General features: G+C 37.7%; 15 protein-coding genes and 2 other annotated features. Of the genes, 14 read left to right on the forward strand and 1 reads right to left on the reverse strand.

Annotation, left to right across the window (positions count from 1 at the left end; genetic code table 11):
* The first annotated feature begins 1 nt into the window (after position 1).
* The 14 genes from coaE to BN988_RS00530 all read left to right on the forward strand — a co-directional run bounded on the left by coaE (position 2) and on the right by BN988_RS00530 (position 11967).
* Complete coding sequence (gene coaE / locus BN988_RS00465; RefSeq protein ID WP_036572152.1) at positions 2 to 613, forward strand: dephospho-CoA kinase; 612 nt, start codon at positions 2 to 4, stop codon at positions 611 to 613.
* A gap of 120 nt (positions 614 to 733) precedes the next feature.
* The gene (locus tag BN988_RS00470) at positions 734 to 1765 is read left to right on the forward strand and encodes a glyceraldehyde-3-phosphate dehydrogenase (protein ID WP_036572155.1); all 1032 of its coding nucleotides are present in this window, start codon (positions 734 to 736) and stop codon (positions 1763 to 1765) included.
* Between the two features lie 288 nt (positions 1766 to 2053).
* On the forward strand, positions 2054 to 2434 hold the full coding sequence (gene speD, locus BN988_RS00475) for an adenosylmethionine decarboxylase (protein WP_036572157.1): 381 nt from the start codon (positions 2054 to 2056) through the stop codon (positions 2432 to 2434).
* Between the two features lie 215 nt (positions 2435 to 2649).
* Positions 2650 to 3039, forward strand: a complete 390-nt coding sequence (locus BN988_RS00480) for a hypothetical protein (RefSeq protein ID WP_036572159.1) — start codon at positions 2650 to 2652, stop codon at positions 3037 to 3039.
* A gap of 40 nt (positions 3040 to 3079) precedes the next feature.
* On the forward strand, positions 3080 to 3562 hold the full coding sequence (nrdR, locus tag BN988_RS00485; RefSeq protein WP_036572161.1) for a transcriptional regulator NrdR: 483 nt from the start codon (positions 3080 to 3082) through the stop codon (positions 3560 to 3562).
* Positions 3563 to 3593: 31 nt separating this feature from the next.
* The gene (locus tag BN988_RS00490) at positions 3594 to 4919 is read left to right on the forward strand and encodes a replication initiation and membrane attachment family protein (protein ID WP_036572163.1); all 1326 of its coding nucleotides are present in this window, start codon (positions 3594 to 3596) and stop codon (positions 4917 to 4919) included.
* A 27-nt stretch (positions 4920 to 4946) separates the two neighbouring features.
* Positions 4947 to 5876, forward strand: coding sequence for a primosomal protein DnaI (gene dnaI, locus BN988_RS00495; protein ID WP_036572165.1), 930 nt, complete (start codon positions 4947 to 4949; stop codon positions 5874 to 5876).
* 200 nt (positions 5877 to 6076) lie between these two features.
* Positions 6077 to 6934 (forward strand): putative sporulation protein YtxC, encoded by an 858-nt coding sequence (gene ytxC / locus BN988_RS00500; RefSeq protein WP_036572167.1) that lies wholly within the window; start codon positions 6077 to 6079, stop codon positions 6932 to 6934.
* 54 nt (positions 6935 to 6988) lie between these two features.
* Positions 6989 to 7213: a binding site (T-box leader), on the forward strand.
* A 53-nt stretch (positions 7214 to 7266) separates the two neighbouring features.
* Entirely contained in the window at positions 7267 to 9210 is a 1944-nt protein-coding gene (gene thrS, locus BN988_RS00505; protein WP_036572169.1) for a threonine--tRNA ligase, read from the forward strand.
* 160 nt (positions 9211 to 9370) lie between these two features.
* Positions 9371 to 9493 (forward strand) — a sequence feature (ribosomal protein L20 leader region).
* A gap of 72 nt (positions 9494 to 9565) precedes the next feature.
* On the forward strand, positions 9566 to 10069 hold the full coding sequence (infC, locus tag BN988_RS00510; protein WP_036572171.1) for a translation initiation factor IF-3: 504 nt from the start codon (positions 9566 to 9568) through the stop codon (positions 10067 to 10069).
* A gap of 31 nt (positions 10070 to 10100) precedes the next feature.
* Positions 10101 to 10298: a 50S ribosomal protein L35 gene (rpmI, locus tag BN988_RS00515; RefSeq protein WP_036572173.1), complete on the forward strand. Its 198-nt coding sequence runs from the start codon at positions 10101 to 10103 to the stop codon at positions 10296 to 10298.
* A 60-nt stretch (positions 10299 to 10358) separates the two neighbouring features.
* Entirely contained in the window at positions 10359 to 10715 is a 357-nt protein-coding gene (gene rplT / locus BN988_RS00520; RefSeq protein WP_036572175.1) for a 50S ribosomal protein L20, read from the forward strand.
* 294 nt (positions 10716 to 11009) lie between these two features.
* Positions 11010 to 11285 carry a DUF1294 domain-containing protein gene (locus tag BN988_RS00525; RefSeq protein WP_036572177.1) on the forward strand — a complete coding sequence of 92 codons (276 nt, stop codon included), beginning with the start codon at positions 11010 to 11012 and terminating at the stop codon, positions 11283 to 11285.
* Positions 11286 to 11394: 109 nt separating this feature from the next.
* Positions 11395 to 11967, forward strand: coding sequence for a TVP38/TMEM64 family protein (locus tag BN988_RS00530; protein ID WP_036572178.1), 573 nt, complete (start codon positions 11395 to 11397; stop codon positions 11965 to 11967).
* A gap of 57 nt (positions 11968 to 12024) precedes the next feature.
* Here the strand turns inward: BN988_RS00530 and BN988_RS00535 are convergent, their stop codons facing one another.
* On the reverse strand, positions 12025 to 12417 hold the full coding sequence (locus tag BN988_RS00535; RefSeq protein ID WP_036572179.1) for a hypothetical protein: 393 nt from the start codon (positions 12415 to 12417) through the stop codon (positions 12025 to 12027).
* Between the last annotated feature and the right edge of the window lie 99 nt (positions 12418 to 12516).

Genomic DNA, 12516 nt, shown 5'->3' on the forward strand with positions numbered 1-12516 from the left:
AGTGACGCTTATAATTGGACTTACTGGAAGTATTGCCAGCGGGAAAAGCACCGTTTCTCTCATGTTTCATGATCTTAATGTACCGGTAATCGATGCAGATAAAATTTCTAGAGAAGTAGTAAATCCTCATGAGGATGCATACAATAAAATAGTGGATACATTTGGCAACAGTATTTTACAAGATGATAAAACCATAGACCGGGCAAAGCTTGGTGAAATAATATTTAATGACCACGTGATGCGAGAGAAACTTAATAACATCGTGCATCCTGCAGTACGTGAAAGGATGCTTGCTAAAAGAGATGCCTTTGTAAAAGCAGGTGTACCAACTGTTGTATTGGATATTCCTTTGTTATTTGAGAGTAATCTAACGCACCTTGTCGATAAGACGCTTGTTATTAGTGTGACAGAATCGGTCCAGCTAACTCGGCTAATGACTCGGAATGGCTATAATGAGCAAGAAGCAAGGCAACGCATACAGTCGCAGATTCCTATTACAGAGAAAGTAAAAATGGCAGATGCTGTCATTGATAACAATGGTACAAAGCAAGAGACGTATGAACAACTTGAACAGTTACTTCAACAATGGAGAGACCTAACTACTGAAAACTAACATCCGAACCTGACAATTTTGTCAGGTTTTTCTTTTTAATAAGACACACTAATTAGTTTTTATGTTATACTTATTTTGAAATATCTCGAGTAAAGTATAGCTTAACGGGAGGTTGTCTAAATGGGGAAGACAAAAATCGCGATAAATGGGTTTGGAAGAATTGGCAGAATGGTTTTTCGCCAACTGATATTGGACAGTGAAATTGAAGTGGTTGCAATCAATGCAAATTATTCTGCAGATACTTTGGCACACCTAGTTAAATATGATAGTGTACACGGTATTTTTTCAGAAGAAGTGAAAGCGCTTCAAAATGGATTGCAAGTAAATGAAAAGAAAGTAAAGATAGTAAATTCAAGGGAACCGGAGAAGCTTCCGTGGAAAAGCCTTGGGGTTGATATAGTTATTGAAGCAACAGGTAAATTCAAAACAAAAGAAAATGCTGGTAAACATATAGAGGCAGGAGCAAAAAAAGTAGTTATCACAGCACCAGGAAAAGGGTTGGACAGAACCATTGTAATGGGGGTGAATGAGACAGAATATGATCCCCATACGGATCACATTCTTTCCAATGCTTCCTGTACAACAAATTGTTTAGCGCCTGTTGTAAAAGTATTGGATGACCATTTTGGAGTAAAGAATGGCTTGATGACAACGGTCCATGCTTTTACAAACGACCAAAAAAACATCGATAACCCACATAAAGATCTTCGACGGGCGAGAGGTTGCACCCAATCGATTATCCCTACCTCCACAGGAGCGGCCAAAGCGTTAGGTGAGGTTTTACCTCATTTGAACGGCAAATTGCATGGTATGGCACTAAGAGTACCTACACCAAATGTCTCGCTAGTAGATTTAGTCGTAGATCTGAACCATCAGGTTACAATAGAGCAGGTTAACAAGGCTTTTGCTGATGAAGCAGCTGGAAGTATGAAGGGGATTTTACATTATAGTATAGAACCACTCGTTTCCATTGATTACACCACTACAAATTATTCAGCAATCATTGATGGACTATCTACTATGGTAATGGAAGGGAACAAAGTAAAGGTGCTTGCATGGTATGATAATGAGTGGGGATATGCTAAACGTGTAGGTGATCTAACAAAATATGTGGGGAAATATATGTATCGCACTTCTGCAGTGGTGTCGTAAACTACTTTCAAGCTGTATATTTTTGGGGGGTCAACCAGTACGGCTATAGATAAAACATATAATAGAAGTATTAGAAAAGAGAGAAAGATTGTTATAAGAACAACAATTATCGAACTTCTTTTTTTCGAAAAAAACGTGTTGCAAATCGAGTAGAAAACATATATACTTTTCGTTGTACTTCCTGATTAAATGGTTTATCCGCTTAAAGGGTTAGGACCTCATCGGACTAACTTTCCCCCGTGGCGGTGTTAGAAATCAGGAGGATCACCATAAATAAGGGGGATTTATATGGATACAATGGGAAGACACGTTATTGCCGAATTATGGGATTGTAATATTGATAAATTAAATGATATGGGATTGATAGAACGAATTTTTGTGGATGCAGCACTTAAAGCTGGTGCAGAGGTTCGAGAGGTAGCATTTCACAAGTTTGCACCACATGGTGTGAGCGGTGTGGTTATCATATCAGAATCACATTTAACCATCCACAGCTTTCCGGAACATGGTTATGCGAGCATTGACGTATATACTTGCGGAGACATTATTGATCCAAATGTTGCAGCAACATATATTGCTGAAGCGCTAGAGTCTAAAACTTTCGAAAAAGTTGAAGTTCCACGTGGTATGGGACCGGTAAAAGCAGGAAAATTCCAAAGCGTATTATAATATAAGAACAGGTTGACTAATTCAGTGATCAAACACTGCTAACTAGTCAACCTTTTATTTTCCCCTAAGTATAGCCACTCTTATGATGTTCAGTCTAGAGGAATTCCCTGAAACATGTTAAGATTAATAGTAATCTATTAAAGATGGATCTATTACATAGCGATCAGAATTCTTGCATTTAAGTTTGAGAATATATTCATGATGAGGTGTGCGATATGGGTGTTCGCAATACGATTGGAAAATATTTAAGTAATCATGCGGAAACAAAGGAAGATCACTGGGACGAGTCACTTAACACACATTACTATAAAACATCAAAAGACAAGGGATTACGTGCCCTTGAAGATATCATTAAAAATTCACCATCCTATGAATTAAATGCTGTATCAGCAGAACATGGCGAGATCAGTATGTACGTAAAAAAGGGGAAAAAGGCCTTTGTTGTAGCGACCGTTATTATGGTTAGGCCATATCAGACAGCCATTGATTTTTCGGTTACTACAGAGTCAGCCTTACCTTTCGATTTGGGCTATAGCTCAAAGTTAATCAAAACATTATACAATGAACTAAACAAACATTTGCAGCTAATTACGGATAAAAAATAGATTTCCTTCATGAAAAGACATAAAGGGGGGACACCACGACATGAGATGCTCCAATTGCCAATATAAAAGTACAAAAGTATTGGATTCGCGACCAATAGAAGAAGGTCGTTCCATTCGAAGACGAAGAGAGTGTGAAGCGTGTGGTTTTCGTTTTACTACCTTTGAAAGAATTGAGGAAGTACCGTTAATCATTGTGAAAAAGGATGGAACAAGACAGGAATACAGTAGAGAAAAGCTTATTCGTGGCTTAATAAAGGCATGTGAAAAACGCCCCGTTCCACTTGAGAAAATTGAAGCGGTAGCGATAGATGTTGAGAAAGAATTGCGAAACACTGGCATGTCTGAAATTGACAGCAACGAAATTGGAGAAATGGTGATGGACAGGCTTTCCGAAGTAGATGAAGTGGCATATGTCCGCTTTGCATCTGTTTATCGTCAGTTTAAGGATATTAGTGTATTTTTCGATGAGTTAAAAGATCTCATTAAAACAGATAAGAATGACGGTACACGTTCTAAACCGTAGTAAATTGGGTTAAGCGAAAGGGTTAATCACGATGAATTTTATTGGTAAAATTTTGCCTATTGAAGGCTATTATGTGGTGGTGAAATCATCTTTACCTGTCGACTATGCAAAATCATTGACCCATTTGTATCAGCCACTGATCGGAATCCAAGCTGTTACATTGTATTTGACATTATTGCATGAAGTAGAATTACAAAAGGAAGATTCACCTCAGACACATCATACATTAATGAATTATTTAAATCTCCCTCTTGATGAAATTTACCAGGCACGATTAAAGCTAGAGGGGATTGGACTGTTAAAAACGTACGAGAACAAGGGTGAAATGCAAAACTATTATACCTATGAGATCCAAAGCCCGTTCTCTGCAAAAAGCTTTTTCTTAGATGGTATGCTTACACAATTACTATACCATCACATCGGTAAGGATAAATTTGAACTATTACAGGAACATTATACAAAACAACCAGTCACAAAAGGGTCAAATATAACGGCCTCCTTCAATGAAGTGTTTCAAACCTTTCAGCCACAGGCTCCAGCCAATAAGGTGAAGCAGGACGAGAAAACAGCTTCAAGTGAAGCAGTATTTGATTTTACTTGGATGGAACAGATGCTTAGGCAACGCATGATACCAGCACAGCGTGTGTTAACTGGTGAGAATAAGCGACTAATCATTCAAATGATGCAGTTATATGATTTGGAAACTTTTGAAATAGAAAAGTCCCTTTTATGGGCACTTACTGAGGATAATGTACTTCACGCTGAAGAATTTAAAACAGCGTGCCATGATTTATTTAAATCAAAGTACAAAGAAACGGATATACAGTTAACCGAAAAACAATCGAGTCCAACACAGATATCGTCCCAAGAAGTCGTCACGAAGGAAGATCAATTAGTTATGGAACTTGAAAAGATATCTCCCAAACAGTTATTAGAGGATCTATCAAGCGGTAACCATGCTTCTGATCAGGATATGAAAGTCATCAGAGAAGTTATGACATCACAAGGACTTCCTTCTCCAGTCATGAATGTATTAATTCATTATGTGCTGCTCCAGACTAATATGAAGCTATCCAAGGCCTACTTGGAAAAAATCGCCAGCCATTGGTCTCGAGCCAATTTAAAGACTGCAAAGGAAGCAATGGCTTTTGCGAAGAGAGAAACAAAGAATTTCCAAAAAGGTAACCAAGCTACTTCAGGCTATAGAAAACCGGCGTCAAAAGAAATTATTCCGGATTGGTTCAAGGAGCGGAAGAAAAAGCAACCCTCCACTGCAAAGGAACAAAATGTAGATAAAGAAAAAGAACAACAGGAAATTGAGGCATTACTACGCCAATTTTCAGGTGAAAATAAATAAAAATAATCATTTGCAAGGATGATTGAGATGAAACCAGTACAATCTGAATTAAAACGCTGGATGGAGCAAAATGAAAATTTCCAGGAAAACTATAACCGTACGAGACAGGAAGTATTAGCTGACCCGGAAATAAAGGAATTTTTAGCTGCACATCCCGAATTAAAAAAGAACGAAATTAATAAGAGTTTAATAAAGCTCTATGAATATAAGACACAGTCAAAACAATGTGATCGCTGTAAGTCCTTTGGTAGTTGCCAGAATATGCTCCAAGGCTATTCGCCAATTCTGCACGTGGAAGATAACGAAATTCATCTTTCCTATGAAAAATGCCATAGTAGAGTTGATTACGAAAGGCAGCAAAAGCAGCATAAACTAATTAAAAGCCTATTTATGCCGAAGGAAATTATGCAGGCAACGATAGCTGATATTGACAGTGATCCCGAGCGAAGTGAGGCTGTTAGGCAGCTTTTACATTTTGTAGGACAGGTTAAAGAAGGGTTACCTAAAAAAGGTATCTACTTTTACGGACCATTTGGCGTGGGAAAAACGTATTTTCTTGGTGCTTTAGCAAATCAGTTGAAGGAGAAAAATATTTCCTCGACTCTAATCTATATGCCTGAGTTCGTAAGGGAAATAAAAGCTTCCTTTAAGGATGACTCGATTAATGATAAAATCGATTACTTTAAAAAGGCTGATGTCTTAATGCTTGACGATATTGGGGCAGAACTTCATTCAGCTTGGTTCCGTGATGAAATTCTGGGATCTATTTTGCAATATCGCATGATGGAGGGACTGCCGGTGTTTTTCACATCAAACTACAGTATGGATCAGTTAGAGGGTCATTTGGCTACCACTCGTGGTGGTGTAGAGGAAGTGAAGGCAGGTAGAATTATGGAACGAATAAAACAGGTAAGCAAAGAAGTGCGCATTGCCGGAGGAAACCGAAGAGACATCTAGTTTCTATGGGCTTGAAACTAGATAGGTAAATAGAAGATCTCCAATTTACTTATTAAAAATAGCTGGTGATAGAGCTTAGGACTCTGTTACCAGTTTTTTCTTTTTATTTACTATATTGACTAGTTTCAGTTGTTTATTCATTTTTTGTTCTCCTCGTCCATATAATGTAACAGTTTGGTGTTGGGTGAGGGTGATGATGATTGCTTGAAGTATATTTTGAGTCAGACAAAGAAGTAATCCGATTCTGTGAACTGTTATTTCGCTACAATAAGGGAATCGAGTTACACTGGAAAACCAATAAAGATTGGGGGAATCATATATTATTTGAAAAAGAGATAAAGTCAAATGAACTATTTGATGCCATTTCGAAGGCGATGGTTGAAGTATTTGTTACCCACCGTTTAACAGCAATGATAAACGCCATTATTGAAGAATATTATTATTATACAAACCAAGATGAAATGGAAAAAATACTTGAATTAACACAATGGATATTTGCAGGGGAAGATGAGGATAGTCGTCGTGTCAGAAAAGACAAAGATCCTAGGCAACTCTTAATGTCGCTTTTTATGGCAAACTTAAAAAACACGCCTACGGTGCATTATGATTCTATCGTAAAGTTTCGCTTAAACGCATTTAAAGACAAGCTAGTTCATTATGTAGGATTGGCAATAGATGAGTTCAAACGGGAAGAGGACCATCAAGAGTTTGTTTATTTGCTCCGTGAATACATTGCCAAAAAAGAGCCTAGCTTTAAAATTATTCATATTTTACAGGGCGATCCCTTTTCCTTTTTTAAGGAGAATGGAAAAAGGTTGTCTAAAATGGAACTACACTTGCTCATGCAAAAGGAACCGTTATATATTGTTGGGCTCGATGAAGATGAACTTAATTTGGCACCGCTTGTGGCTATGGCTCCAGAGAAAATTAAAATTTATGGAGACCATCCATCAGAGCCAAAAACCCTAACAGTTATTAATGTTTTTCAGGAAAGAGTAGACTTTGAACCATACAATAATTTTCCTTTCGCTTTTTACTTAAACAATCGCCAAAAATAGGGCTTGCATTTCTGTATAGCAACAGATATAATACTGATTATAAATTATCTCAACTTAAAGGTTTTGAGAAGGACATGATTTGTTGGACTGAGTTAGTACAGAGATGGGAGCCTTGGCTGTAAGCTTCCTCTATACCATCAACTGATTACCCCCTTTGAACCCTGCTGTGGAAATGAAGTAAATAGCAGCGTATGATCTGCGTTAAAGATGTTATGAAGCCGTAATTTATTTTTACGGAAACTTGGGTGGAACCACGACGTGTCAGCGCTCGTCCCTTTGCAAATAAGCAGAGGGATGGGCGCTTTTTAATTGTAGAGAAGGAGTGAGCAGAAATGTCAGAAGCAGTAACCATTATTTTTCCTGACGGAGCTGAAAAACAGTTTCCAGCAGGATCAACAGGAGAAGATATTGCGAGTTCTATCTCCAGTGGACTAAAAAAGCAAGCAGTTGCAATTAAACTGGATGGTGAACTAGTTGATTTAAAACGTGAGCTTTATCACGGTGGCAAAATAGAAATCGTCACCTATAAAAATGATGAAGGTATTGAAGTAATGCGCCATTCTACAGCTCATTTGATGGCACAAGCAATCAAGCGCTTGTATGGTGACGTTAATTTTGGTGTAGGTCCAGTGATTGAAGAAGGATTCTATTATGATATCGAAATGGATCAATCTGTAACACCAGAAGACTTACCAAAAATTGAAAAAGAAATGAAGCGTATTGTGGATGAAAGCTTGGAAATTAAAAGGATAGAAGTATCCCGTAACGAAGCAAAGGAAATGTTTAAGGACGATCACCTCAAACAAGAATTAATTGATGCCATTCCTGAAGAGGAACAAGTGACAATCTATAAACAAGGTGAATTCTTTGATCTTTGTCGCGGTATTCACGTTCCATCTACGAATAAAATAAAGGCATTTAAATTGTTAAGCATCTCTGGGGCATATTGGCGTGGAGATAGTAATAATCAACAACTACAACGTATCTACGGAACAGCTTTTGAAAAGCAAAGCCAAGTGGATGAGTATTTGCGGATTTTGGAAGAACGTAAAGAACGAGACCACCGTAAATTAGGCAAAGAGCTTGAGATATTTACTGTCTCACAAAAAGTTGGACAAGGGCTGCCTCTGTGGCTTCCAAAGGGTGCTACTATTCGCCGTAACATTGAACGTTATATTGTAGACCTTGAGGAACGCTTAGGTTATGACCATGTATACACCCCAGTACTGGGTAGTGTTGACCTATATAAAACAAGTGGCCACTGGGATCATTATCAGGATGACATGTTTCCAGTAATGGAGATGGATAATGAAGAATTAGTTTTACGTCCTATGAACTGCCCACATCATATGATGGTGTATAAAAACCAACTATATAGTTACCGTAACTTACCTGTGAGAATTGCAGAGTTAGGAACAATGCATCGCTATGAAATGTCTGGTGCCTTGGCTGGGTTGCAGCGTGTACGTGCGATGACATTAAACGATGCCCATATCTTCGCTCGTCCTGACCAATTGAAGGATGAATTTATTCGGGTAGTAGAGTTAGTACAAAAAGTATATGAAGACTTTGGTATCGAAGATTATTATTTCCGTCTTTCCTATCGTGACCCTGAGGATAAAGAGAAGTATGTAGATAATGATGCTATGTGGGAAAAAGCGCAAGCCATGCTGAAAGAAACAATGGAAGAAATGAATGTAGAGTATGTAGAAGCTGAAGGAGAAGCAGCATTTTACGGACCAAAGCTTGATGTTCAGGTGAAAACAGCTCTCGGCAAAGATGAAACACTTTCCACAGTTCAATTGGACTTCCATCTGCCAGAACAATTTGATCTAACCTATATTGGGGAAGATGGAAAAGAGCACCGCCCAGTGGTTATTCATCGAGGTGTTGTTTCTACAATGGAACGCTTTGTTGCATTCTTAATTGAGGAATACAAAGGAGCATTCCCGACTTGGTTAGCTCCCGTTCAAGTAAAAGTGATTCCTGTATCTCCACAAGTTCATCTGGAATATGCAAAAAAAGTGGCCGACGACCTTCGTTTAGAAGGTGTACGTGTATCCCTTGATGAAAGAGACGAGAAAATTGGGTACAAAATACGGGAAGCACAAACACAGAAAATCCCATTTGCACTCGTTCTTGGTGATAATGAGATTAATGAAGGTGCCGTAAATGTAAGACGCTACGGTGAAAAAGCTTCCAACACCTTATCTTTTGAGGCATTTAAACAATTAATTAAAGAAGAAATAACAAGTAAAACATTATTTAAAAAATAGATATCTAAAGGGTAAATCCGTTTTTAAAGGATTTACCCTTTTTAAATGGAGATATTTATGATAGAATGAATTTTGGTTAAGAAATCAATGTTGTTTACCATGTGTTGACAGCAGTGTTTATAAATGATATGATAATTAAGTTGAAAACATTATATGATCTTAAGACAAGAAGAAGCACCCGCTTCTCACCTGATCGACGCTCTATTGCAGTTGACTGGTTCCGAACTTTTTTAAACGATTGGAGACGTGTGGGTGCATTTTGTACCGACGCTTTTTTAATGTATATGATTCGCTTGTCAATAGAGATCAGAAACATGCAAAATAACTTTGGAGGTGGCTGGCTATTAGCAAAGATATGAATGTTAATGAGAAAATCCGTGCTAGGGAAGTACGTCTTATTGATTCAAACGGTGATCAGCTTGGAGTGAAATCACGCCAGGAAGCACTTGAAATCGCACAAACAAGAAACCTAGATTTAGTGTTAGTTGCACCGAATGCGAAACCGCCTGTTTGTCGGATTATGGATTACGGTAAATTCCGTTTTGAACAACAGAAGAAAGAAAAAGAAGCACGTAAGAAACAAAAAATCATTAATGTTAAAGAAGTACGCTTTACTCCAGGAATTGGCGATCATGATTTTGAAACAAAACTTAAGAACGCTAGAAAATTCCTAGAGAAGGGTGATAAGGTAAAAGCAGCAGTCCGTTTTCGTGGACGTGCTATTACCCACAAGGAGCTTGGACGTGAGGTGCTAGATCGTTTCGCTGAAGAAGTGAAAGATATTGCAACCGTTGAAACCAAGCCAAAAATGGAAGGTCGTAATATGTTTATGATGATCGCTCCAGTTAACGAAAAATAATATTTGGACAGCTTACGAGGAGGAAATAACTATGCCAAAAATGAAGTCCCATAAAGGTTCTCAAAAACGTTTTAAGAAGACTGGAACTGGAAAACTTAAACGCGCACATGCTTACACAAGCCATATGTTCGCAAACAAATCTCAAAAGCAAAAACGTAAACTTCGTAAAAGTAACGTTGTATCTGCTGGAGATTTCAAACGTATCAAAACAATGCTTCCATACAAATAAGTTAAGAAGCACATACGAATAAAAAGACTACTATGAGATGTATTTTAGGAGGGAATTTATATGCCACGTGTAAAAGGTGGAACAGTAACGCGTCAACGTCGTAAACGCGTCCTTAAATTAGCAAAAGGTTATTATGGTTCAAAGAGAACGTTATTTAAAACAGCAAAACAACAAGTAATGAAATCAGGTCAGTATGCTTATCGTGACCGCAGACAGAAAAAACGTGATTTCCGTAAACTATGGATCACACGTATTAATGCTGCAGCTCGTTTGAACGACCTTTCGTACAGCAAATTAATGCACGGTTTAAAAGTTGCTGGTATTGATATCAACCGTAAAATGCTTTCAGATCTTGCTATTAATGATGAGCAAGCATTCGCTCAATTAGCAGAAAAAGCTAAACAAGCCGTTAAGTAAAAAACGTTTAGGTACAGCTATTTCTAGTGGAGCTAAGTCTCCATCTGGTTCGGCTCTAAATGGTAGAAGACCAAATCTTTTATTTTATAAGAGATCTGGTCTTTTTTACACTTGAGGAAAGTATAAAATTCCAGCAAGGAAGCAAAGTCGACGCAGTTGAAATTTTGAGGTTCCAAGTATAAGAAAAACTTACACATTCGCTAAAGGACGAGCGAACACGAGTTTTTTAAAATAGCATAATACTTAGTCTATCATGTAAAATTATCAAGTAATTATAAGAAAGAAGGTATTCCAATGGATGAGCTGAATGGATTGCTGCTATATCTTCTAGGCGTTAACATCATTGCATTTATTATGATGGGTTTAGATAAGCAAAAAGCAAAGAAGAGACAATACCGTATACCCGAAAGGACGTTCTGGCTTTTAGCGATTGTTGGTGGAGCTCTAGGGGCGATTTTGGGAATGCAACGATATAGACACAAGACCAAGCATAAAACATTTGTATGGGGAATGCCTATCTTACTATTAGTCAATATAGCTTCCGTTGTATATCTGCTTTATTCCATTTAAAACTTTACATAACGCTCTATTAGGGCATAATCCGACAATGACCATCATATAATGAGGTGAGGAGGTGGGCAAAGAGGCTTGAGCAGGCTCTGAAGCGAGGAGGTTTGTTATGGAGCTGTTTGGAAATTACCTGATGGCGTTTATTGAAACAGGAGGATTTTTGGCACCGTTGTTATTCATCAGCTTTCACTTATTAAGGCCGTTATTTTTCCTTCCAGTTGTTTTCATTTGTATCTCCGGAGGGGTGCTGTTTGGTGCGGTTGCTGGCAGTGTTTATTCATTAATTGGTATTACGTTATCCAGTATTATGTTCTACTATGTAATTCGTTGGATGCCCGGAACGTTTAACAAATTAGTCCGTGTCAAACATAAATTAATCGGGAAGCAGACCTCATTCACACCATCTCAAATTGCATTACTTAGGCTTGTGCCATTTATCCATTTTCACTTACTTTCCCTATGTTTAATGGAAATATCAGCTGGCTTTAAGGATTACACAAAGTCTGCACTTATTACCAACATTCCATTAGCCTTTGTTTACACATCCATTGGTCAATGGATTTCTAATTTAACCCCACTTCATATCTTCATTTTCCTAATGGCTCTGCTTCCTTTATTATACTTATTGAGACGAAAAGAGATAATAATTAAATGGAATGAATTCTTCCACCCAGCGACATAATTTAATGAATAAACCACTCATCTGATGATGAGTGGTTTTTAGTTTGTTTTATACTATTTACTCAATGCTTGTAAGAAGCAGCTGATTTATTGGATGCTTCCATTCAATACTTGCATATGGATATCGCATTAAAATTTCTTTCTCCATAAAATAAAGATCATCTCTCGTAAGCCCTCTTAGTTCAAGGGGATCTCGTACCGTAACATGGATGTTAACTACTTCAAATGCATCCTCGGTTGTACCTAAATACTTTTCTCCTTCAAATAAACAACCTTTATAGACAAACTGCACATTTTTTTTACTATTATTTGGTTCGTCAAGAAAGAAAAATTCATTTGCTTCCTTAGCCAGACGCAGCCGCCGTGAAGGATTGCGATAGTATTGTATTAATGTATAAACGAGGAGTACCAGTGCGATGATAACTAGTACGCGAAATAGAATCACAATCATAAAGATACACGTCTCCCTGCAGATTAATACTCGTTATACGTATACCAAGGGAGGAAGGTTTCACTTTTTGACTAAAAAATAATTTCATGACTTAAGTTT

It is taken from the genome of Oceanobacillus picturae (genome assembly GCF_000612865.1).
GTDB lineage: Bacteria > Bacillota > Bacilli > Bacillales > Amphibacillaceae > Oceanobacillus_B > Oceanobacillus_B jordanicus.

Excerpts from the sequence above, each read along its gene's own strand:
- BN988_RS00470 (WP_036572155.1), top strand. The coding sequence starts at position 734 with ATGGGGAAGACAAAAATCGCGATAAATGGGTTTGGAAGAATTGGCAGA.
- speD (WP_036572157.1), top strand. The coding sequence starts at position 2,054 with ATGGATACAATGGGAAGACACGTTATTGCCGAATTATGGGATTGTAAT.
- BN988_RS00480 (WP_036572159.1), top strand. The coding sequence starts at position 2,650 with ATGGGTGTTCGCAATACGATTGGAAAATATTTAAGTAATCATGCGGAA.
- nrdR (WP_036572161.1), top strand. The coding sequence starts at position 3,080 with ATGAGATGCTCCAATTGCCAATATAAAAGTACAAAAGTATTGGATTCG.
- BN988_RS00490 (WP_036572163.1), top strand. The coding sequence starts at position 3,594 with ATGAATTTTATTGGTAAAATTTTGCCTATTGAAGGCTATTATGTGGTG.
- dnaI (WP_036572165.1), top strand. The coding sequence starts at position 4,947 with ATGAAACCAGTACAATCTGAATTAAAACGCTGGATGGAGCAAAATGAA.
- thrS (WP_036572169.1), top strand. The coding sequence starts at position 7,267 with ATGTCAGAAGCAGTAACCATTATTTTTCCTGACGGAGCTGAAAAACAG.
- infC (WP_036572171.1), top strand. The coding sequence starts at position 9,566 with ATGAATGTTAATGAGAAAATCCGTGCTAGGGAAGTACGTCTTATTGAT.
- rpmI (WP_036572173.1), top strand. The coding sequence starts at position 10,101 with ATGCCAAAAATGAAGTCCCATAAAGGTTCTCAAAAACGTTTTAAGAAG.
- rplT (WP_036572175.1), top strand. The coding sequence starts at position 10,359 with ATGCCACGTGTAAAAGGTGGAACAGTAACGCGTCAACGTCGTAAACGC.
- BN988_RS00525 (WP_036572177.1), top strand. The coding sequence starts at position 11,010 with ATGGATGAGCTGAATGGATTGCTGCTATATCTTCTAGGCGTTAACATC.
- BN988_RS00530 (WP_036572178.1), top strand. The coding sequence starts at position 11,395 with ATGGAGCTGTTTGGAAATTACCTGATGGCGTTTATTGAAACAGGAGGA.
- BN988_RS00535 (WP_036572179.1), bottom strand. The coding sequence starts at position 12,417 with ATGATTGTGATTCTATTTCGCGTACTAGTTATCATCGCACTGGTACTC.